This window comes from Pseudomonas sp. HP_08, from assembly GCF_055284095.1.
In genome coordinates, this window is record NZ_JBTOQC010000051.1 from 262,232 (window position 1) to 281,341 (window position 19,110).

13 protein-coding genes and 2 riboswitches are annotated in these 19,110 nt (G+C 63.0%); of the genes, 7 read left to right on the plus strand and 6 right to left on the minus strand.

Annotated features, from left to right (window positions below; translation table 11 throughout):
• Positions 1–55 precede the first annotated feature (55 nt).
• Complete coding sequence (gene metH, locus ACYAS9_RS27720) at positions 56–3,775, minus strand: methionine synthase (protein ID WP_463571655.1); 3,720 nt, start codon at positions 3,773–3,775, stop codon at positions 56–58.
• A gap of 156 nt (positions 3,776–3,931) precedes the next feature.
• Between metH and ACYAS9_RS27725 the strand changes: the two genes are divergently transcribed.
• From ACYAS9_RS27725 to nfuA, 3 genes are all read left to right on the plus strand, one after another.
• Positions 3,932–6,223 (plus strand): fatty acid cis/trans isomerase, encoded by a 2,292-nt coding sequence (locus tag ACYAS9_RS27725; RefSeq protein ID WP_463571657.1) that lies wholly within the window; start codon positions 3,932–3,934, stop codon positions 6,221–6,223.
• Positions 6,224–6,399: 176 nt separating this feature from the next.
• Positions 6,400–7,422 carry an acyltransferase family protein gene (locus ACYAS9_RS27730; RefSeq protein ID WP_463571658.1) on the plus strand — a complete coding sequence of 341 codons (1,023 nt, stop codon included), beginning with the start codon at positions 6,400–6,402 and terminating at the stop codon, positions 7,420–7,422.
• Between the two features lie 69 nt (positions 7,423–7,491).
• Complete coding sequence (nfuA, locus tag ACYAS9_RS27735) at positions 7,492–8,085, plus strand: Fe-S biogenesis protein NfuA (protein WP_459746328.1); 594 nt, start codon at positions 7,492–7,494, stop codon at positions 8,083–8,085.
• Positions 8,086–8,209: 124 nt separating this feature from the next.
• Here the strand turns inward: nfuA and cobM are convergent, their stop codons facing one another.
• From cobM to ACYAS9_RS27755, 4 genes are read right to left on the minus strand one after another with little or no spacing between them, the layout of a single operon-like run.
• Positions 8,210–8,956 (minus strand): precorrin-4 C(11)-methyltransferase, encoded by a 747-nt coding sequence (gene cobM / locus ACYAS9_RS27740; RefSeq protein WP_463571660.1) that lies wholly within the window; start codon positions 8,954–8,956, stop codon positions 8,210–8,212.
• A gap of 33 nt (positions 8,957–8,989) precedes the next feature.
• On the minus strand, positions 8,990–9,415 hold the full coding sequence (locus tag ACYAS9_RS27745) for a cobalamin biosynthesis protein (RefSeq protein ID WP_463571661.1): 426 nt from the start codon (positions 9,413–9,415) through the stop codon (positions 8,990–8,992).
• Positions 9,399–10,100, minus strand: a complete 702-nt coding sequence (locus ACYAS9_RS27750; RefSeq protein WP_463571662.1) for a CbtA family protein — start codon at positions 10,098–10,100, stop codon at positions 9,399–9,401. The genes ACYAS9_RS27745 and ACYAS9_RS27750 overlap by 17 nt, the downstream gene beginning before the upstream one ends.
• An 11-nt stretch (positions 10,101–10,111) precedes the next feature.
• The gene (locus tag ACYAS9_RS27755; RefSeq protein WP_463571663.1) at positions 10,112–10,297 is read right to left on the minus strand and encodes a CbtB domain-containing protein; all 186 of its coding nucleotides are present in this window, start codon (positions 10,295–10,297) and stop codon (positions 10,112–10,114) included.
• A 105-nt stretch (positions 10,298–10,402) separates the two neighbouring features.
• Positions 10,403–10,619, minus strand: a riboswitch (cobalamin riboswitch).
• Positions 10,620–10,675: 56 nt separating this feature from the next.
• Positions 10,676–10,866, plus strand: a riboswitch (cobalamin riboswitch).
• 94 nt (positions 10,867–10,960) lie between these two features.
• Between ACYAS9_RS27755 and cobW the strand changes: the two genes are divergently transcribed.
• The 4 genes from cobW to ACYAS9_RS27775 are packed head-to-tail and all read left to right on the plus strand — an operon-like array spanning position 10,961 to position 17,468.
• Positions 10,961–12,025, plus strand: coding sequence for a cobalamin biosynthesis protein CobW (gene cobW / locus ACYAS9_RS27760; RefSeq protein WP_463571665.1), 1,065 nt, complete (start codon positions 10,961–10,963; stop codon positions 12,023–12,025).
• 3 nt (positions 12,026–12,028) lie between these two features.
• Positions 12,029–15,793, plus strand: a complete 3,765-nt coding sequence (cobN, locus tag ACYAS9_RS27765; protein ID WP_463571666.1) for a cobaltochelatase subunit CobN — start codon at positions 12,029–12,031, stop codon at positions 15,791–15,793.
• Positions 15,794–15,798: 5 nt separating this feature from the next.
• A complete protein-coding gene (locus ACYAS9_RS27770) occupies positions 15,799–16,803 on the plus strand; it encodes an ATP-binding protein (protein ID WP_463571667.1) in 1,005 nt (334 codons plus the stop codon).
• Between the two features lie 53 nt (positions 16,804–16,856).
• The gene (locus tag ACYAS9_RS27775) at positions 16,857–17,468 is read left to right on the plus strand and encodes a vWA domain-containing protein (protein WP_463571707.1); all 612 of its coding nucleotides are present in this window, start codon (positions 16,857–16,859) and stop codon (positions 17,466–17,468) included.
• A gap of 277 nt (positions 17,469–17,745) precedes the next feature.
• Here the strand turns inward: ACYAS9_RS27775 and ACYAS9_RS27780 are convergent, their stop codons facing one another.
• A complete protein-coding gene (locus ACYAS9_RS27780) occupies positions 17,746–18,924 on the minus strand; it encodes an AAA family ATPase (RefSeq protein ID WP_463571669.1) in 1,179 nt (392 codons plus the stop codon).
• Positions 18,925–19,110: the final 186 nt, after the last annotated feature.

Sequence of the window (19,110 nt, forward strand, 5' to 3'; positions counted from 1 at the left end):
CACGCGGGTAATGTTGCACGAAGCGACCGTAGGGCCGGCCGCTCCTGCGATCGGTTTACTCGTCGTAGCCCAGAATCGGTGCCAGCCAGCGTTCGGTCACGCTCAGCGGTTGATCCTTGCGGGCGGTGTAACTGTCGACCTGATCCTTGTCGACCTTGCCCACGGCGAAATACTGCGCCTGTGGATGGGCGAAGTACCAGCCGCTGACCGAGGCTGCCGGGAACATGGCGTAATGCTCGGTGAGGAACACGCCACTGCGGCCGGCAGTCATCGGTGCAGCGTCGATCGGCAACGGGTCGAGCAGGGTGAACAGCGTGCCTTTTTCGGTGTGGTCCGGACAGGCCGGATAGCCCGGCGCCGGGCGGATGCCGGTGTACTGCTCGCGAATCAGTGCCTCGTTGTCCAGGTGCTCGTCACGCGCATAGCCCCAGTACTCTTTACGCACCTGCTGGTGCAGCCACTCGGCGCAGGCTTCGGCCAGACGGTCGGCCAGCGCCTTGACCATGATCGAGTTGTAGTCATCGCCGTTGTCCTGATAGGCCTTGGCGACTTCTTCGGCACCGATGCCGGCGGTGGTGATAAAGCCGCCCATGTGGTCGGTCACGCCGCTGTCTTTGGGCGCGATGTAATCGGCCAGCGACAGGTTCGGCTTGCCGTCGGGCTTGATGGTCTGCTGGCGCAAGTGGTGCAGGCGCGCCAGTGGCTGGCCGTCGTCGCCGTAGACTTCCAGGTCGTCATCGTCGACCTGACTGGCCGGCCAGAAACCGAATACCGCGCGGGCACGAATCAGTTTTTCGTCGATCAGCTTGCGCAGCAGTGTCTGGGCATCGTCGAACAGCACGGTGGCCGCTTCACCGACCACTTCGTCGGTCAGAATGCGCGGGTACTTGCCGGCCAGGTCCCAGGAAATGAAGAACGGCGTCCAGTCGATGTACTCGGCCAGCACGTTGAGGTCGATGTCTTCCAGCACCCGGGTGCCGGTGAACGTCGGTTTGATCGGGGTGTAGCTGGCCCAGTCGAATTTTGGCTTGTTGGCCACGGCGGCGGCGTAGGGCAGGCGCTCGGTGCGCGAGCTGCGGGCCGAGGTGCGTTCGCGAACCTGTACGTATTCTTCGCGGGTTTTCTCCACGAAGGCCGGCTTGAGCTCTTTGGACAACAACTGGGTGGCCACGCCGACCGCACGCGAAGCGTCGGTGACATAGATCACCGCGTCATTGCTGTAGCGCGGCTCGATCTTCACCGCCGTGTGCGCCTTGGAGGTGGTCGCGCCACCGATCAACAGCGGCAGGTGGAAATCCTGGCGCTGCATCTCACGCGCCACATGCACCATTTCGTCCAGCGACGGAGTAATCAGACCGGACAGCCCAATAATGTCGCACTTCTGCTCACGCGCCACTTGCAGGATTTTCTCGGCCGGAACCATGACGCCCAGGTCGACGATGTCGTAGCCGTTACAGCCCAGCACCACGCCGACAATGTTCTTGCCGATGTCATGCACATCGCCTTTCACCGTGGCCATGAGGATCTTGCCCTTGGCTTCCGGCTTGTCGCCTTTTTCGGCTTCGATGAATGGAATCAGGTGCGCGACGGCCTGTTTCATGACCCGCGCCGACTTGACCACTTGCGGCAGGAACATCTTGCCCGAACCGAACAGGTCACCGACCAGGTTCATGCCGGACATCAACGGGCCTTCAATCACCTCGATCGGGCGCTTGAACGATTGGCGCGACAGTTCGGTGTCTTCGACGATGTAGGCGGTGATGCCCTTGACCAGCGCGTGCTCCAGGCGCTCGTTGACCGGCCAGCTGCGCCATTCTTCGGTTTCCGCTTCCTTGACGCTGCCGTCGCCGCGATAGTCTTCGGCGATGGCCAGCAGGGCGTCGGTGCCTTCCGGGGTGCGGTTGAGCACCACGTCTTCGACCTTCTCGCGCAGCTTGGCCGGGATCTCGTCGTAGATCTCCAGCTGGCCGGCGTTGACGATGCCCATGGTCAGGCCGTTCTGGATCGCGTGGTAGAGAAATACCGAGTGGATCGCCTCGCGCACCGGGTTGTTGCCGCGGAACGAGAACGACACGTTCGATACGCCGCCCGAGGTCAGCGCATACGGCAGGTGATCGCGGATATAGGCGCAGGCTTCGATGAAGTCCACGGCATAGTTGTTGTGCTCCTCGATACCGGTGGCGACCGCGAAGATGTTCGGGTCGAAAATGATGTCTTCCGGCGGAAAGCCCACTTCGTTGACCAGAATGTCATAGCTGCGCTGGCAGATTTCGCGCTTGCGCGCGGCGGTGTCGGCCTGGCCGACCTCGTCGAAGGCCATGACCACCACGGCGGCGCCATAGCGCTTGCACAGGCGCGCATGGTGCTTGAAGGCCTCGACGCCTTCTTTCATCGAGATCGAGTTGACGATGCCCTTGCCCTGAATGCATTTCAGGCCTGCTTCGATCACTTCCCATTTCGAGGAGTCGATCATGATCGGCACGCGCGAGATGTCCGGCTCGCCGGCAATCAGGTTGAGGAAGCGCACCATGGCCGCCTGGGAATCGAGCATCCCTTCGTCCATGTTGATGTCGATGATCTGGGCGCCGGCTTCAACCTGTTGCAGCGCAACTTCCAGAGCTTCGGTGTAGTTCTCTTCGCGGATCAGACGGGCGAATTTGGCGGAACCGGTGATGTTGGTGCGCTCGCCGACGTTGACGAACAACGAGCTGCGATCAATCGTGAACGGCTCAAGCCCCGACAGGCGACAGGCCTTGGGAATGTCTGGAATAGGGCGCGGCGCGTACTTGGCCACCGCTTCGGCAATTGCCTGGATGTGCGCAGGCGTGCTGCCGCAGCAACCGCCGATGATGTTCAGGAAGCCACTGGCAGCGAACTCTTCGACCACTTCGGCCATTTGCGCCGGCGTTTCGTCGTACTCGCCGAAGGCGTTGGGCAGGCCGGCGTTAGGGTGCGCCGAAACATGCGTGCCGGCCTTGTTCGACAGTTCTTCAAGGTACGGACGCAGATCCTTGGCGCCCAGCGCGCAGTTCAGGCCGACCGAAATCGGGTTGGCGTGGCGCACCGAGTTCCAGAACGCTTCGGTGGTTTGCCCGGACAGCGTGCGGCCCGAGGCGTCGGTGATGGTGCCGCTGATCATGATCGGCAGTTCGACGCCGTCGTCCTCGAACACCTGCTGCACCGCAAAAATCGCCGCCTTGGCGTTCAGGGTGTCGAAGATGGTTTCGATCAGGATCAGGTCGGCGCCGCCCTCGATCAGGCCGCGCGTGGCCTCGATATAGTTCTCGACCAGCTCGTCAAAGGTGACGTTGCGGTAGCCAGGGTCGTTGACGTCGGGCGAGATCGAGCAGGTGCGGCTGGTCGGGCCGAGTACGCCGGCGACGAAGCGCGGGCGGTCCGGGGTTTCGAGGGTCTTGGCGTCAGCCACCTGGCGGGCAATGCGCGCGCCTTCGACGTTCAGCTCATACACCAGTTCTTCCATGCCGTAGTCGGCCTGGGAAACTTTGGTGGCGTTGAAGGTGTTGGTTTCGAGAATGTCGGCGCCGGCATCCAGGTAAGCCTTTTCAATGGCACCAATGACATCCGGGCGAGTCAGAATCAGCAGGTCGTTGTTACCCTTGACATCGCTGGGCCAGTCGGCGAAGCGCGCGCCACGATAGTCTTCTTCTTCGAGCCGATAGCTCTGGATCATGGTGCCCATACCGCCATCGAGAATCAGGATGCGCTGTTGGAGAGCATTGAGCAAAGCTTGATGACGGGCGCTGCGGTCTGACATTGGGGCTACCTTGAAAAGGCTGGAACAGAAAGGCCGAAATCATAACAAACCACAACACTTTTAGCGTTGCCTGGGCTTTTCCATGAAAAACGCTCATGTTGACGCGCGTTAACCACGTTAAACTCGTGGCCAATTGCCTTGGGGAATAATCCGGATATGCCGTACCGTCTGTTAGCAGGGCTTGCCTTGTTTTTATCCTGCTACACGCTTCAAGCCGGTGACCTGCCTGCACCCGTTTCCTACACTCGCGACATCCAGCCGATCCTTACCGAGAAATGCGTGGCCTGCCATGCCTGCAACGATGCGCCGTGCCAACTCAACCTGGGCAGTGGCGAAGGCCTGCTGCGCGGTGCCAACAAGGTGCCGGTCTATCAGGGCGACCGGTCGCAGGCCGTTGACCCGACGCGCTTGTTCTACGATGCCAATGGCGTGTCGGCCTGGCAGCGCAAAGGCTTCTACTCGGTGCTCGAACCGCGTGGCGGCCAGGCCGCGCTGATGACCCGCATGCTGGAACTGGGCCAGCAAACGCAACTGCCGCCCAACAGCAAGCTGCCCGAGAACATCGCGCTGGGCATCAACCGCGAGAACATCTGCCCGCTGCCTGAAGAATTCAACGCCTACGCCGGGGCTCACGCCAATCAGGGCATGCCGCTGGCGGTCACGGGGCTCAGCGCGGCCGAGTATCAGACCCTGCAACGCTGGCTGGCTGCCGGCGCGCCGGTGGACCAGCAGCCGATCCAGCCCAGCCGCGTCGAAGCTGCACAAATTGCCGAGTGGGAAGCGCAGTTCAACCTGCCCGGCGCCAATCAGGCGCTGGTCGGGCGCTGGCTCTATGAGCATCTGTTTCTGGCGCACATCTATTTCGAGGGCGGCGAGCCTGGGCACTTCTTCCAGTGGGTTCGCTCGCGCACGCCAAGCGGTCAGCCGGCCGACATCATCGCCACGCGGCGGCCCAACGATGATCCGGGACGCAGCGAGTTCTATTACCGCCTGGTGCCGGTGCAGGGCGTGATCGTGCACAAGACCCACATCACTTACCCGGTGGGGCCAAAGAAACTGCAGCGCCTGCGCGAGCTGTTCTATGGCAACGACTGGCAGACCCAGGCCGTGCCCGGTTATGGACCGGGGCATCGGGCCAATCCGTTTCTGACCTTTGAAGCGATTCCGGCCAGGGCGCGCTACCAGTTCATGCTCGACAACGCCGAATACTTCGTGCGCAGCTTCATTCGCGGCCCGGTATGCCGTGGTCAGATTGCCACTGACGTGATCCGTGACCAGTTCTGGGTGCTGTTCCAGGACCCGTCCAGCGACCTTTACCTGTCCGATGCCCGTTATCAGGGCCAGGCCACGCCGCTGCTGGCCATGCCGGGACAAAATGACGAGGTCGGCAGTGTCCTCAGTGTCTGGCTGTCCTACCGCGAGCGGCGCAATGCCTATGAAGACCTGCGCCGCGACCATTACGCCAAGGCCACGCCTGCGGGCTGGCCAAGCCTGTGGACCGGCAACGACAATGCCTTGCTCACGGTTTTCCGGCACTTCGACAGCGCCACGGTGAACAAGGGCCTGATCGGCGATGTGCCGACATCGATGTGGCTGTTCGACTACCCGCTGCTGGAACGCACCTATTACCAGTTGGTGGTCAATTTCGATGTGTACGGCAACGTCGCCCATCAGGCGCAAACGCGCTTGTATTTCGACCTGATTCGTAATGGAGCAGAGATCAACTTCCTGCGCCTGATGCCGGCCGATCGCCGTGAAGACTTGCTGGACGGCCTTTACGAGAATTCCGGCAAGATCAAGATGTGGCTCGATTACCAGAGCATCGATGACGACACGCCCAGTAACCTGAAACTCGACGAGCGCCGGCCGATGCGCGACTTTGCCGGGCAACTGTTGCAGCGCGTCGGCTCGCTGAACGCGACGCCAGACCCGCTGAATCGCTGCCAGGGCGAATGCTCGCGGCCGGGATTGCCTGCGCAACTGGCCGAGGCCGAGCAATTGCTCAGCCGCCTGACCGCGCGGCCTGCCGCCCAGCTCAAAGTCATCGATCAGTTGCCTGAAGCAACCATGCTGCGCATTGAAGACAGCGACGGCCACCGCGAGATCTACAGCCTGCTGCGCAACCGGGCACACAGCAACGTCGCGTTCTTGCTGGGCGAGTCGTATCGCTACCAGCCACGGCTCGACAACCTGACGATTTACCCCGGCGTGCTGAGCAGCTACCCCAACTTCATGTTCAATATTCCAGCGGCCGAAGCAGGGCAGTTCGTCCAGGCCATGCAGCAGGCCGGCGACCAGCCAGCCTTTGAAAAGATCGTCGAGCGCTGGGGCATCCGCCGCACCCATCCGCAGTTCTGGACCTGGTTCCATGACCTGAATCGTTACATTCAGGAGCGCGATCCGCACGAGGCAGGCGTGCTGGACATGAATCGCTACGAGAACCTCTAGAATCGCGGTCTCAGGGCTGCAGGCCACGCTGGATATGGCCTGCAGCCATTATTGAATAGCTGAACGAAGTGCTTTTTTGCTGACCTTTTGCCAATTGTTACGGTCCCTTGTTTTGAGTGTTCGACCATTTTCGGTGCGGGCGATCAGTGAGAGACGCGCAAAAAAGAGGTTCAGAAATGCTGATTTCGGTTCAGGCCCTGCGGGCAATTGCTGCATGGGTTGTAGTCTGCCATCACTTCATGCAGATCTTCTTCGACTTCAAGGCCAGTGGCCCGATCGGTGAATTTTTCGTTTCCAAGGGCGCCGTGGGCGTCGACATCTTCTTCGTCATCAGCGGCTTGGTGATCTACCTGTCTACCTGCGAGCGCGACATGCCAGCCTCGCGCTTCATTGCCTATCGATTGTTTCGCATTGTTCCTGCCTATTGGCTGTACACCCTGGCCATGGGCCTGTTGCTGCTGTGGGCTGCGCCGTGGTTGCCGCATCAGGTCATAGGCTGGCAGAACTTCCTGCTGTCTCTGGCGTTCATTCCTTCGGAAAACCCCGGTGGCTACGGGCTGTACCCGACGCTGAACGTGGGCTGGACGCTGAATTATGAAATGCTCTTCTACCTGTTGTTCTCCATGGTCTTCCTGTTCGAGCGCCGCCACCGCGTGCTGATCGTCGCCGCAGCGTTGTTTGTGGTCACCGAAGTGCTGGCGCGTTCGGGCCTGGTCAGCCGCTTCTATGGCAACGACATCATTTATGAATTCCTGTTGGGCATCGGTATCGGCATGCTTTACCAACGCGGCTGGATTCGCCAGGCGGTGTGGTTGCCACTGGCCGGCATCATTGCGGCGCTGGCACTGATTCAAAACCTGGATAACAGCCAGCGCCTGCTGAACTGGGGGCTGCCGAGTGCGTTGATCGTGCTGTGCTGCGTCTCGCTGGAACCGCTTTTTCGTGGCAGCAAGCTGCTCAAGACGCTGGGCGACTGTTCGTACTCGGTCTACCTGCTGCATGTGTTGGTGCTTTACGGTGGCCTGTTGGTGGCGCAGCGCTACGGGCTGGATCCGTATCTGGTCTTTGCGGTCTGCGTGCCGGTGATCGGCATTGGTGCCTGGCTCAGTTATGAGTGGATCGAGAAGGGCGTGTACGTGCGCATGAAAACCTGGCTGGACGAACGCCGGGCCGGGCGCCGGTCGGTTGCACTATCCTGACAAAAATACTGGGTTTTGTGCGATGCCACCGATTGGCGTAAACTGCCAGCACGTCTGCGAGGAAATTTCATGACCGCTATCACTATTACCGATGCTGCCCACGACTACCTGGCCGATCTGCTGGAAAAGCAGAATACCCCGGGCATCGGCATCCGTGTTTTCATTACCCAGCCCGGCACTCAATACGCCGAGACTTGCATTGCCTACTGCAAGCCGGGCGAAGAAAAACCTGAAGACAAGGCCATTGGCCTTGCACGCTTCACGGCGTGGATCGACGGTTTCAGCGAGGCGTTTCTGGATGACGCCGTGGTTGATTACGCGACCGACCGCATGGGCGGCCAGCTGACCATCAAGGCGCCCAATGCAAAGGTGCCATCGGTCAATGCCGACAGCCCGGTCAACGAGCGCATCAATTACTACCTGCAAACCGAGATCAATCCGGGTCTGGCCAGCCATGGCGGCCAGGTCAGCCTGATCGACGTGGTCGAGGAAGATGCGCAGAACATCGCCATCCTGCAATTCGGCGGCGGCTGCCAGGGCTGCGGCCAGGCGGACGTGACGCTCAAGGAAGGCATCGAGCGCACCCTGCTCGAGCGCATCCCCGAGCTGCACGGCGTACGCGACGTCACCGACCATACGCAGAAAGAAAACGCCTACTACTAAGTAAGCAGCAGCGCTCCCCTGTAGGAGCGCGCTTGCCCGCGACCGGCTGCGTTAGCAGTCGTAAATTTTCAGCGTTTCCGAGATTTTGCGAGCGCTGCGCACTCGGTCGCGGGCAAGCGCGCTCCTACGGCCTGTACAAATGTGCGTGTCCCGCCCGGTACAGCGATGACTCGGCAAAATTGTCCGCTGCCAATACCCGCCCAACCAGAATCAACGCCGTACGCCTGAAGCCTTTGGCCGTTACCTTCTGCTCAATGTCCGCAAGCGTGCCCAGCACCCAATCCTGGTCCGGCCAGCTGGCGCGATGCACCACGGCAATCGGGCAATCGGCGCCGTAATGCGGCAGCAACTCATCGACAATCCGCCCGATATTCTTGACCCCCAAGTGAATCGCCATGGTCGTGCCGTGCCGCGCCAGGTCGCCGAGTGCTTCACCGGCAGGCATCTCGGTGCTGTCGGCAAAGCGGGTCAGGATCACGCTTTGGGCAATATCAGGCAGGGTCAGCTCGCTTTCCAGCAACGCCGCGCACGCCGCTGTCGCGGTGACGCCGGGGATGATCTGGAACGGAATATCCAGCTCGCGCAGGCAGCGAATCTGCTCGCCAATGGCGCCATACAGGCTCGGGTCGCCGGAATGGACACGAGCGACATCCAGGCCCTGTGCATGAGCAGATTTCATCAAGGCGACGATCTGTTCGAGGTGCAACTCGGCACTGTTGACCACTTGACGGGCGTTATTGCCTTCCAGCACCGCCATGGGTACCAGCGAACCTGCATAAATAATCACCGGGCAGCTACGGATCAGACGCTGGCCCTTGACGGTGATCAGTTCCGGGTCGCCGGGGCCGGCGCCGATGAAATAAACAGTCAATGAACACTCCGGAAGCTTGAATCAAAGCCGGCATTATCCGCCCCTTGATGGGCTGATTGCCAAGGCCAATGTCGCCTGGCGGTTTTTCCGGTACTCGATCAGCAGCCGGGAAGGGGCACCGCTCAACTGGCTGGCCATTGCCAGCGCGGCACTTTCGGCAACGCCATGACAGCCGGTGCGCTCGAAGGCGAGCGCCGAGCGATGGGTCAACTGGCCTTCATTTACCTGCAACTGCGCCGCACTGAAAAACACCAGCGGCAAGCCAAGCTGCCCGGCCAGTTGCCGCAGGCCTGGTTCGTCACGCTTGCTGTCGATAGAGGTCAGCGCACTGATCGCGCTGGTCTTCAGGCCGTACTCATGCAGGCTGCGCTCGATCAGGTCCAGCAGCACCTCGGCCGGGCAGCCTTGTTGGCAGCCCAGGCCGATCGCCAACAACGGTCTATCAGTATTGCCCGGCATGCCGGCCGCGACGGAACAGCCAGGCGCTGATCGCACCCAATGCTGCCCAGAACAGTGCATTGGTTACCAGGGAGGCGACGATAAACTGCGACTCCAGTGCTTCAGGCGCCAGGCTGGAATGCTGCTCCGGCTGTGGCGCGCCGATCACGTGCGGCACCACCAGCAAGGCAACACCCAGCAGCTTGAGCAGTGCGCCTCGACCGAAGACGATCAGCGCAAGACCGGCGGCCGTTGCCGCGGCGGTGGAAATCCACCAGGTCTGGCGCTGGCCAAGATCGGCCGCTGCGGTGCCCGGCAATTCCGGTGGCAATCCCAGCGTGGGTGCCAGAACAAATACCGCAAACCCGGCCAGTCCCCAGAACAGCCCCTGAACCGCGCTGCCCGGTGCGCGCAGGGTATAAAGCCCGGCCAGCATCAAGGCAAAACCCACGGCGACCACAAGGTTGCCGCCGGTGGTCGACAGCAGGCGCTGCCAGCCATCTTCCGGCGACCAGGCTTCTTCGTCGTGTTCATGCACATGCGCAGCAGCGCCCGGCTCATGGGAATGCTCTTGAGCGGCAGGCGCCTGCTCGAAGGTTTCTGCTTCAAGAATCAACGGCGTCAGCCACAGGCTTTGCACCAGGGTCAACAGCAGGGCCGCGAGCAGGCCGCTGAAACCGGCTGTCTGCACAATTCGCTTGAACATGGGTTCAGGTCTCAATGGCAAGGAAAGGCGGCGCTGTGCCGGGTGTCGTGCGCGGCGTTGTGCACGGCATCGATGTGCGAGAAGCCGGCGAAATACACCAGGCTGCAGCCGAGCAGAACGGCGCCGATGGCGGCGGTCAGGCGCTGGCTGAGGGTCGTGGGGGTAGCGGCTGAATGGCTGCTGCTGATGATCGACATGCTGCGTGCCTCTTGAGTGAAGGGCAGGTGTGAAGGGCAGGCATGCGCACGGACACCGGCCAGCGAACACGGGCAGGTATCGACTGCGCCCGCCCACCGCGGGGTGTCTGAATTCGATTGCGGGCCGGTCTCCGGGCTCGCGAGGGATGCTTGGAGCATCTGCCAGGAATCGCCTTCCCATGCCCGAGGGCACAGTGGATTGACTCCTCACTCGCTTACCGTTGCGGGGGCAGCACCGGACTTTGCGTCGCTTGAAAAACACAGACGCAGCACCGGTTTCCCGTTTCACCCTGTGAAGGGCACCCGTAACAAGGTGTGTAGAAGATCATGGGGCACGGCCAACGTCAATCTCGACATTGACCTGTCAGCGGCCACTGCGTAGCCTTGCGCCCTTGAGGTTCCTTGACCTGTACAGGCAAGGCTAAGACGGGAATACGGTCAAGCCGTAGCTGCCCCCGCAACTGTAAGCGGTCATGTTCGTCGCACAGCCACTGCGCAAGCGGGAAGGCGCGCCGGATGCCTTCAAGGCCACCGCCAGCCAGGAGACCTGCCTCAACCGAATTCTCACTACAACCGGGCGGGGTGATCCGGTGGCGATTCGCACTGTGCGCACGGCGTGCGGTGGTCGTCCTGCTTGCCCGCCGCATTGCCAAAGGGCATCCGATGAAAACTCTCGCCAAGCTTCCCGTCACCATCGTCACCGGCTTTCTGGGCTCGGGTAAAACCACGCTGCTGCGGCACATGCTCGACAACGCCGAAGGCCGGCGCATCGCGGTGATCGTCAACGAGTTCGGCGAGCTGGGCATCGACGGTGAAATCCTCAAGCAATGCACCATCGGCTGCACTGAAGAAGAGGCCAGCGGCCGTATCTTCGAGCTGGCCAACGGCTGCCTGTGCTGCACCGTGCAAGAAGAGTTCTTCCCGGTCATGCGCGAACTGGTCGAGCGCCGTGGCGACCTGGATCATATCCTGATTGAAACCTCGGGCCTGGCGCTGCCCAAGCCGCTGGTCCAGGCCTTCCAGTGGCCGGAAATCCGCAATGCCTGCACGGTGGATGCGGTCATCACCGTGGTCGACAGCCCGGCAGTCAAGGCCGGCACCTTCGCCGCTTACCCGGATCAGGTCGACGCGCAGCGCAAGCTGGACCCGAACCTGGACCACGAATCGCCGCTGCACGAGCTGTTCGCTGATCAACTGGCCAGTGCCGATCTGGTAATCCTCAATAAAGCCGACATGATCGACGCCGAAGGCCTGGCGGCGGTGCGCGCTGAAGTCGCCGAAGAGCTGCCGCCCGCGGTCAAGGTCATCGAAGCCAGCAACGGCCGCCTGCCGCTGAGCGTATTGCTGGGCCTGGGCGCCGAGTCGGAGCTGCACATCGACGGGCGCAAGACCCACCACGATCATCACGAAGGCGACGATCACGACGACCATGATCACGATGCCTTCGACTCGATCTCGATCAAACTGCCCGAAGCCGACGAAGCACGCCTGCTCGCGGCCCTGACGCAACTGGTGGTCGAGTACGGCATCCTGCGCGTCAAAGGCTTTGTGGCCATCCCCGGCAAACCGATGCGCCTGCTGGTGCAGGGTGTCGGCACCCGTTTCGACAAGCATTTCGACCGCGCCTGGCGCGCCGATGAAGAACGCGCCACGCAACTGGTGCTGATCGGCCAGGAACTGGACGCGGCCGTTCTCGAAGCGCGTCTGCACGCGGCACTGGCTGGCTGATCCATGCACCTGCTGAGAACCCAGCCCGGTGGTTTTGTACCGGACGACAGCATCGCCGACCTCGGGCAAACCCCCGCCGAGCTGGTGATTCTCTGCAGCGGCGACTCCAGCCTGGCCTTGCTGGCCGAGGCGGCGCAGCAACTGCCCGATGATTACCCGAGCCTGCGCCTGGCCAACCCGATGCAGGTGCAGAACCACGCCTCGGTCGACCTGTATGTCGAAGAGGTGCTGCAACACGCACGGATCATCCTGATCTCGCTGCACGGCGGCATCGGCTACTGGCGCTACGGCGTGCAGCGGCTGCTGGAACTGGCCGCGCGCGGTGTGCAGGTGATTCTGGTGCCGGGCGACGATCGCCCGGACCCTGAACTGTCGGACTTCAGCACGGTGCCCGCCGAGCAGCGCGACCGGCTCTGGCAATACCTGCGCCAGGGCGGGCTGGACAACGCGCTGAATCTGTTCAACTGCATGGCCAGCCAGTGGCTGGCCCGCGATTACCCGTGGCGCGAGCCGCAGGCCTTGCCGCGCACCGCCATTTATCACCCGCGTAACACCCGCGCCGGTCTGGCCGATTGGCAAGCCGAATGGGTTGATGACGCGCCGGTGGTGGCCTTGCTGTTTTATCGCTCACATTTGCAAGCGGCCAACACCGCCTTTATCGATGTGTTCTGCCAACGCTTGCAGGCGCAAGGTCTTAACCCGCTGCCGATTGCCGTGGCCAGCCTCAAGGAGCCCGGTTGCCTGACCGTGGTCGAAGACTGGCTGGACGAGGCGGGTGCCGCGCTGATTCTCAACACCACGGGGTTTGCGCAATCGAGCCCCGAAGCGCCGCACATGCGTCCGTTTCGACGCAATATTCCGGTGATTCAGGCCATTTGCGCCCAAGACAACGAGCCGGCCTGGCAGGCCAGCGAACTGGGCCTGGGCGCACGCGACCTGGCGATGCACATTGCCCTGCCGGAACTGGACGGGCGCATCATCAGCCGGCCGATCAGCTTCAAGGACCTGGCCTGGCGCAGCGAGCGCAGCCAGTCGGATGTGGTCTGCTACCGCGCGCAGCCCGAGCGCATGGACTTTGTCGCGCAACTGGCGCGCAACTGGGTCGAGCTGGCGCAGCGCGATAACGCCGACAAGCGTGTGGCGTTGATTCTGGCCAACTACCCGACCCGCGACGGGCGCATCGGCAACGGTGTTGGCCTGGACACGCCGGCAGCGGCGCTGAATATCCTGTGCGCCATGCAGCAGCAGGGCTACCCGGTCGAAGGGTTGCCCGACAGCGGCACCGCGCTGATCCAGCAACTGCTCGGCGGCGTCACCAACGACCTTGAAACCCTGGACCTGCGGCCGTGCCAGCAAAGTATGGCGATGGATGAGTACTTGGCGGCGTTCGCCATGTTGCCGGCAGCCAGTCAACAGGCGGTGATCCAGCGCTGGGGCCAGCCTGCGGCCGACCCGATGTGCCGTGGCGGGCGGATGATGATCGCCGGCCTGCGCTTTGGCCTGACGTTTGTCGGCATCCAGCCGGCCCGTGGCTATCAGGTCGACCCGAGTGCGGTGTATCACGATCCCGACTTAATACCACCCCATGGCTACCTGGCGTTCTACTTCTGGCTGCGTCGTGCCTATGGCGCTCAGGCGGTGATCCATGTCGGTAAACACGGCAATCTGGAGTGGTTGCCGGGCAAGGGCGTCGGGCTGTCGGCCGAGTGCTGGCCGGACGCGGTCCTCGGGCCGCTGCCGAACATCTATCCGTTTATCGTCAACGACCCGGGCGAGGGCGCCCAGGCCAAGCGCCGCACGCAGGCGGTGATCATCGACCACCTGATGCCGCCGCTGACCCGCGCCGAAACCTACGGGCCGCTGCGCGACCTTGAGCTGCTGGCCGACGAATATTACGAAGCGCAACTGCTCGACCCGCGCCGCGCCCGCGAGCTGCAACGCGAGATTCTCCAGCGCGTGCGCGACACCCGGCTCGACCAGGAACTGCAACTGGACGCCTCGCTGAATGCCGACGCCGATGCCGCCGTCTGGCTGCCGCGCCTGGACACCTACCTGTGCGACCTCAAGGAATCGCAGATTCGCGATGGCCTGCACGTGTTCGGCGAGTCGCCGAGCGGGCGCTTGCGCACCGACACCTTGCTGGCGCTGCTGCGCATCCCGCGTGGCGACGGGCGTGGCCCGCGTTCCAGCCTGCTGCGTGCGCTGGCCAAGGCCTTCGCGCTGGACTTCGACCCGCTGGATTGCGCGCTGGCCGAGCCGTGCAGCCATGCCCGGCCTGCCGTGCTGCAAGCGATCAGCCACGAGCCATGGCGTACGCTGGGCGACAGCCGTGAACGGCTGGAACTGTATGCGGCGCAACTGATCGAGCGCGTCACCGCCGGTGAAAGCCTGAGCGATGTGCCGGTGTATGAAGACTTGCAATCGATCATCGAGCACCTGCGTGAGCTGGTCGCCCCGAGACTGGACGCCTGCGGCCCGGCAGAAATGCAGGGCTTGCTCGATGCCTTGGCCGGCAAGTTCGTGCCCGCCGGCCCCAGCGGCGCGCCAAGTCGCGGGCGGCTCGACGTACTGCCCACCGGGCGCAACTTTTTCAGTGTCGATGTGCGCAACCTGCCGACGCCGACCGCGTGGCGCATCGGCTTTCAATCCACCAGCCTGCTGCTGGAGCGTCACCTGCAAGACCATGGCGATCACCTTCGCCAGCTTGGCCTGTCGGTATGGGGCACGGCCACCATGCGCACCGGCGGCGACGACATCGCCCAGGCCATGGCGCTGATGGGCGTGCGCCCGGTGTGGGCCACCGGCAGCCAGCGGGTCGACGATTTCGAGATCCTGCCGTTGAGTATTCTCGACCGGCCACGGGTCGATGTGACCCTGCGCGTATCGGGCTTCTTCCGCGATGCCTTTGCCAGCCTGATCCGGCTGTTCGATGCCGCTGTGCAAGCCGTCGCAGCACTCGATGAGCCGGACGATCTCAATCCGCTGGCCGCACGGGTTCGCCAGGAACGCCTGGAATTGCAAGCCAAAGGCATCAGTGAAGAAGACGCCCGGCGTCAGGCCGGCTGGCGCATCTTCGGTGCCAAGCCGGGTGCCTATGGCGCCGGTGTGCAAGGCGCCATCGACGGGCGCTTGTGGCAGAGCCGCGAAGACCTGGCCGAGGTCTACCTGAACTGGGGCGGCTACGCCTACGGTGGCAGCGACGACGGCACGCCGGCGCGACAGAACTTCGCCCAGCGCCTGTCGAACGTGCAGGCGGTGCTGCAAAACCAGGACAACCGCGAGCACGATCTGCTCGACTCCAACGACTACTACCAGTTTCAGGGCGGCATGCTCGCGGCGGCCGACACCTTGCGCGGCGAGCAAACCGCCAGTTACCACGGCGACCACAGCCAGCCCGACCTGCCGAAAATCCGCACGCTCAAAGAAGAGCTGAACCGGGTGATCCGCTCGCGCGCGGCCAATCCCAAGTGGATCAAAGGGGTCAAGCGCCACGGCTATAAAGGCGCGTTTGAAATGGCCGCCACCGTCGACTTCCTGTTTGGTTTCGATGCCACCACCGAACTGATCGACGACCATCAATATGCGTTGCTCGCCGACGCCTATCTACTGGACGCCGACACCCGTGATTTCATCCAGCAGCACAACCCCGACGCCCTGCGCGACATGACCGAGCGCCTGCTCGAAGCCCAGCAGCGCGGCCTGTGGCAAGCGCCCGGCGAATACCGCGAAGCGCTGGAAACCCTGTTGCTGGACATAGAAGAGAACTGAACACCGTGAGCACTGCGCATTTTCCTCTAGCCGCCGTGGTCGGCGCCGACGAACTCAAGCTGGCGCTGTGCCTGACCGCCATCGACCCGAAGATCGGCGGCGTGCTGATCGAAGGCCCGCGCGGCATGGCCAAGTCGACACTGGCTCGTGGTCTTGCCGATCTGCTCGAAGGTGCGGCGTTCGTCACCTTGCCACTGGGTGCCAGCGAAGAGCGGCTGGTCGGTACCCTCGACCTGGAAGCGGCGCTGGGCGAGGGCAAGGCGAAGTTCTCGCCCGGCGTACTGGCCAAGGCCGACGGCGGCGTGCTGTATGTCGACGAGGTCAACCTGCTGGCCGATCACCTGGTCGACCTGCTGCTCGACGTCGCCGCCAGCGGCACCAATCTGGTCGAGCGTGACGGCATCTCCCATCGCCATGCCGCGCGCTTCATCCTGATCGGCACCATGAACCCGGAGGAGGGCGAGCTGCGCCCGCAACTGCTCGACCGCTTCGGCCTCAATGTCGCTCTCAGTGGCCAGACCCTGCCGGCCGAGCGCGGGCAGATCATCCGCCGCCGGCTGGCTTTCGACAGCGACCCGCACGCGTTTATCGCGCAATGGCAACCCGCGCAACAGGCCTTGCAACAACGCTGCACGCACGCCCGGCAGCGCCTGGCAAGCATCCCGCTGGATGACGCCAGCCTGGCGTTGATCAATGAACGCTGTTTCGCCGCCGGCGTCGACGGCCTGCGCGCCGATCTGGTCTGGCTGCGCGCCGCCCGTGCGCATGCCGCCTGGCGCGGCGCGGAAGAAATAACGCCGGAAGATATCGACGCCGTCGCCGAGTTTGCACTGCGTCATCGTCGGAGTAATACCACCCCGCAATCAAAGTCGCCTGAACAGTCTCCGCCTCCTTCTGCGCAACAGCCTGGTAATCAAAGCGAGGGGCAGGGCAGTTGGGGCGAGCTGCCGGCGCAGAGCGTCGCTACTGCTCAGCGCCGCCAGGTGCCGAGCTGGCCAAAAAAGCCCTAGGCATTCGCCCCCGTCAAGCCAAGGGGGCGGATGCCAGCCCTCGCAAAGGCAAACTGGCTGGCGGCCGACTGGGCGCCGCACGCACAGGGCAGGCCGGTCAGATCGCCTGGCTGCCGACCCTGCTGCGCGGCCGGCCCAAACAGGCTCGCGACCTGATCCGCCAACCGCGCAGCCAGCGCCCGCTGGAATTGCTGCTGGTGATCGTCGACGCTTCCGCCTCGACCCGGCGTAATCAGGGTTTGAGCCTGGCCAAGGGCGTACTCGCGCAAACCTTCGACGATGCCTACCGTCGCCGCGCCCGGCTGGCGCTGCTCACCGCCAGCGGCAGCCAGCCGCGCTGGCAGCATCAGGGCCTCAAGGCCAGCCGCGCCCTGCAACCCTGGCTCGAAAGCCTCGGCGCCGGTGGCGGCACACCGTTGGGCGAAGCCTTGCAGCAAGCGGCGCACTGGTTGGAACAACGGCGCAAACGCCACCCCAGTGAACAGCAGCGCGTGCTGGTGCTCACCGACGGCCGATTGGCGCAGATGCCGGCCTTGCCGGTGTTTGAGTGCCCCGGTTTGCTGATCGACATCGAAACCGGACCGATCAGGCTGGGCAGGGCAAAGGCATTGGCGAGTGGATTAGGGATTGATTACCGGCACGTCGAAACGCTGCAAACCGCATAGGAGCGGCTATAGCCGCGAACGGCTGCGTTAGCAGTCGTAAATTTTCAGCGGTTCATAGATTTCTGCGAGCGCTTCGCCCTCGGTCGCCGGCAAGCGGGCTCCTACCGGTCTGATGTTTGCTGGGCGACAGCGCTGTGTCAGCGACGAAGCACGGGCTCTGATCGAACATAAAATAACGTATTGATTTAATTAAGTTTATAAAAGCACTTACAGAGTTTTGCGAACGGGTGCGGCTCAGGGCAGAGCCCCTTCCTACATCCCATGTTTGCTGGTGTATTCAAGCTGGCCATTGCCACGCCGGCCCATCCAGCAGCCCTTGCTGCCCTTGTATCCTGGTTTGTCCCAACTGCTTTTCCAGCACCACACTCACGCACTCCGGCGATTGCTCAAGTGCCGCCACCAGTCGGCTGGAGTGCGACACCACCCACACCTGGCCCCGCACTGCCGCCTGGCTGATCAAACGTGCCAACGCGGGCAGCAAATCGGGATGCAGGCTGCTTTCCGGTTCGTTAAGCACCATCAAGGCCGGCGGGCGTGGCGTGAGCAGGGCGGCGACCAGCAGCAAGTAACGTAGCGTGCCGTCGGACAGTTCGCTGACCAGCAAGGGACGCAACATGCCCGGTTGCTGCAAGGCCAGACCGAACAGCCCGTCGCGTACGCTGATGTGCATGGTCGAGCCGGGGAAGGCGTCGTCGATGGCGGCATCCAGTGCCTGCGGGTCGCCGATTTCGCGGATGGTCTGTAGCGCTGCGGCAAGGTCGCGGCCGCTGTGGTGCAGCACTGGCGTGCGCGTGCCCACCTGAGGCTGGCGCGCCGGTGCTGTGGCATCGGTGCGGAAATGATCATAAAAGCGCCAGTCGCGCACGCTGTTGCGCAGGGTTTCTATCTCCGGGCAATCGAGGGTGCCGCCGGTATCGAACAGGCTGTAAAAATCTGGCAATCGTGTGGTCAGCGTGCGCCACTCACGCTGCTCGCGCATGCGCACACTCGGGCCTTTGCGTTCGACCAGCACGCTGGCCGGCCGATACACAGGACCTGCCCAGATCATCTCGCGCTTGATTTGCGGGTCGCGCCCGAACAGCGACGGGCGATTGCGTGCCTCACCGGCGTCGGGCTCCGGCAGCCCCAGGCTCAGGGCGTAGCTGAAATGCTCGCTGGCAAAGCCCAGGCGCATGCGTTGCGGTTTGCGTCTGTGCAGGCCTTGCACTGGCTGTTCGCCACGCAACACCGCCGCCGATAGCTGCTCCGGTCCGGCCCAGAAGCACGAGTCCAGCCCGCCTTCACGGGCGATGCCTTGAACCACGCCTTCCTGAGCCGTTTCGGCCAGCAGCCTGAGTGCGCGATAAAGGTTGGATTTGCCACTGCCATTGGCCCCGGTCACCACCGTCAGCCGGCCCAGCGCAAGCTGCACGTCATGGAGGGAACGATAGTTTTCGACAGCGAGGGTATGCAGCAAGGTGGAGCTCCTTGTACCTGGCGGGTGTAGGCGGCAGGAGGAGCAACGGTACAAGAAAGGCTGGGGGTTTATCCAGTCTTTTGGGGCGCTGTACACATGACAGGGTCTTTCGACCGACAGTGGAAAACGCAGATTAAGCCAGCTTGATAATTAATGAAGTGGCTCTTGAAAGAGCCACTTTCATTC

What these genes read in the sequence shown, in the direction of transcription:
- ACYAS9_RS27725 (WP_463571657.1), top strand. Translation starts at nt 3,932, where the DNA reads ATGCCGTACCGTCTGTTAGCAGGGCTTGCCTTGTTTTTATCCTGCTAC.
- ACYAS9_RS27745 (WP_463571661.1), bottom strand. Translation starts at nt 9,415, where the DNA reads ATGCCGGGCAATACTGATAGACCGTTGTTGGCGATCGGCCTGGGCTGC.
- metH (WP_463571655.1), bottom strand. Translation starts at nt 3,775, where the DNA reads ATGTCAGACCGCAGCGCCCGTCATCAAGCTTTGCTCAATGCTCTCCAA.
- ACYAS9_RS27730 (WP_463571658.1), top strand. Translation starts at nt 6,400, where the DNA reads ATGCTGATTTCGGTTCAGGCCCTGCGGGCAATTGCTGCATGGGTTGTA.
- cobW (WP_463571665.1), top strand. Translation starts at nt 10,961, where the DNA reads ATGAAAACTCTCGCCAAGCTTCCCGTCACCATCGTCACCGGCTTTCTG.
- nfuA (WP_459746328.1), top strand. Translation starts at nt 7,492, where the DNA reads ATGACCGCTATCACTATTACCGATGCTGCCCACGACTACCTGGCCGAT.
- ACYAS9_RS27755 (WP_463571663.1), bottom strand. Translation starts at nt 10,297, where the DNA reads ATGTCGATCATCAGCAGCAGCCATTCAGCCGCTACCCCCACGACCCTC.
- cobN (WP_463571666.1), top strand. Translation starts at nt 12,029, where the DNA reads ATGCACCTGCTGAGAACCCAGCCCGGTGGTTTTGTACCGGACGACAGC.
- ACYAS9_RS27750 (WP_463571662.1), bottom strand. Translation starts at nt 10,100, where the DNA reads ATGTTCAAGCGAATTGTGCAGACAGCCGGTTTCAGCGGCCTGCTCGCG.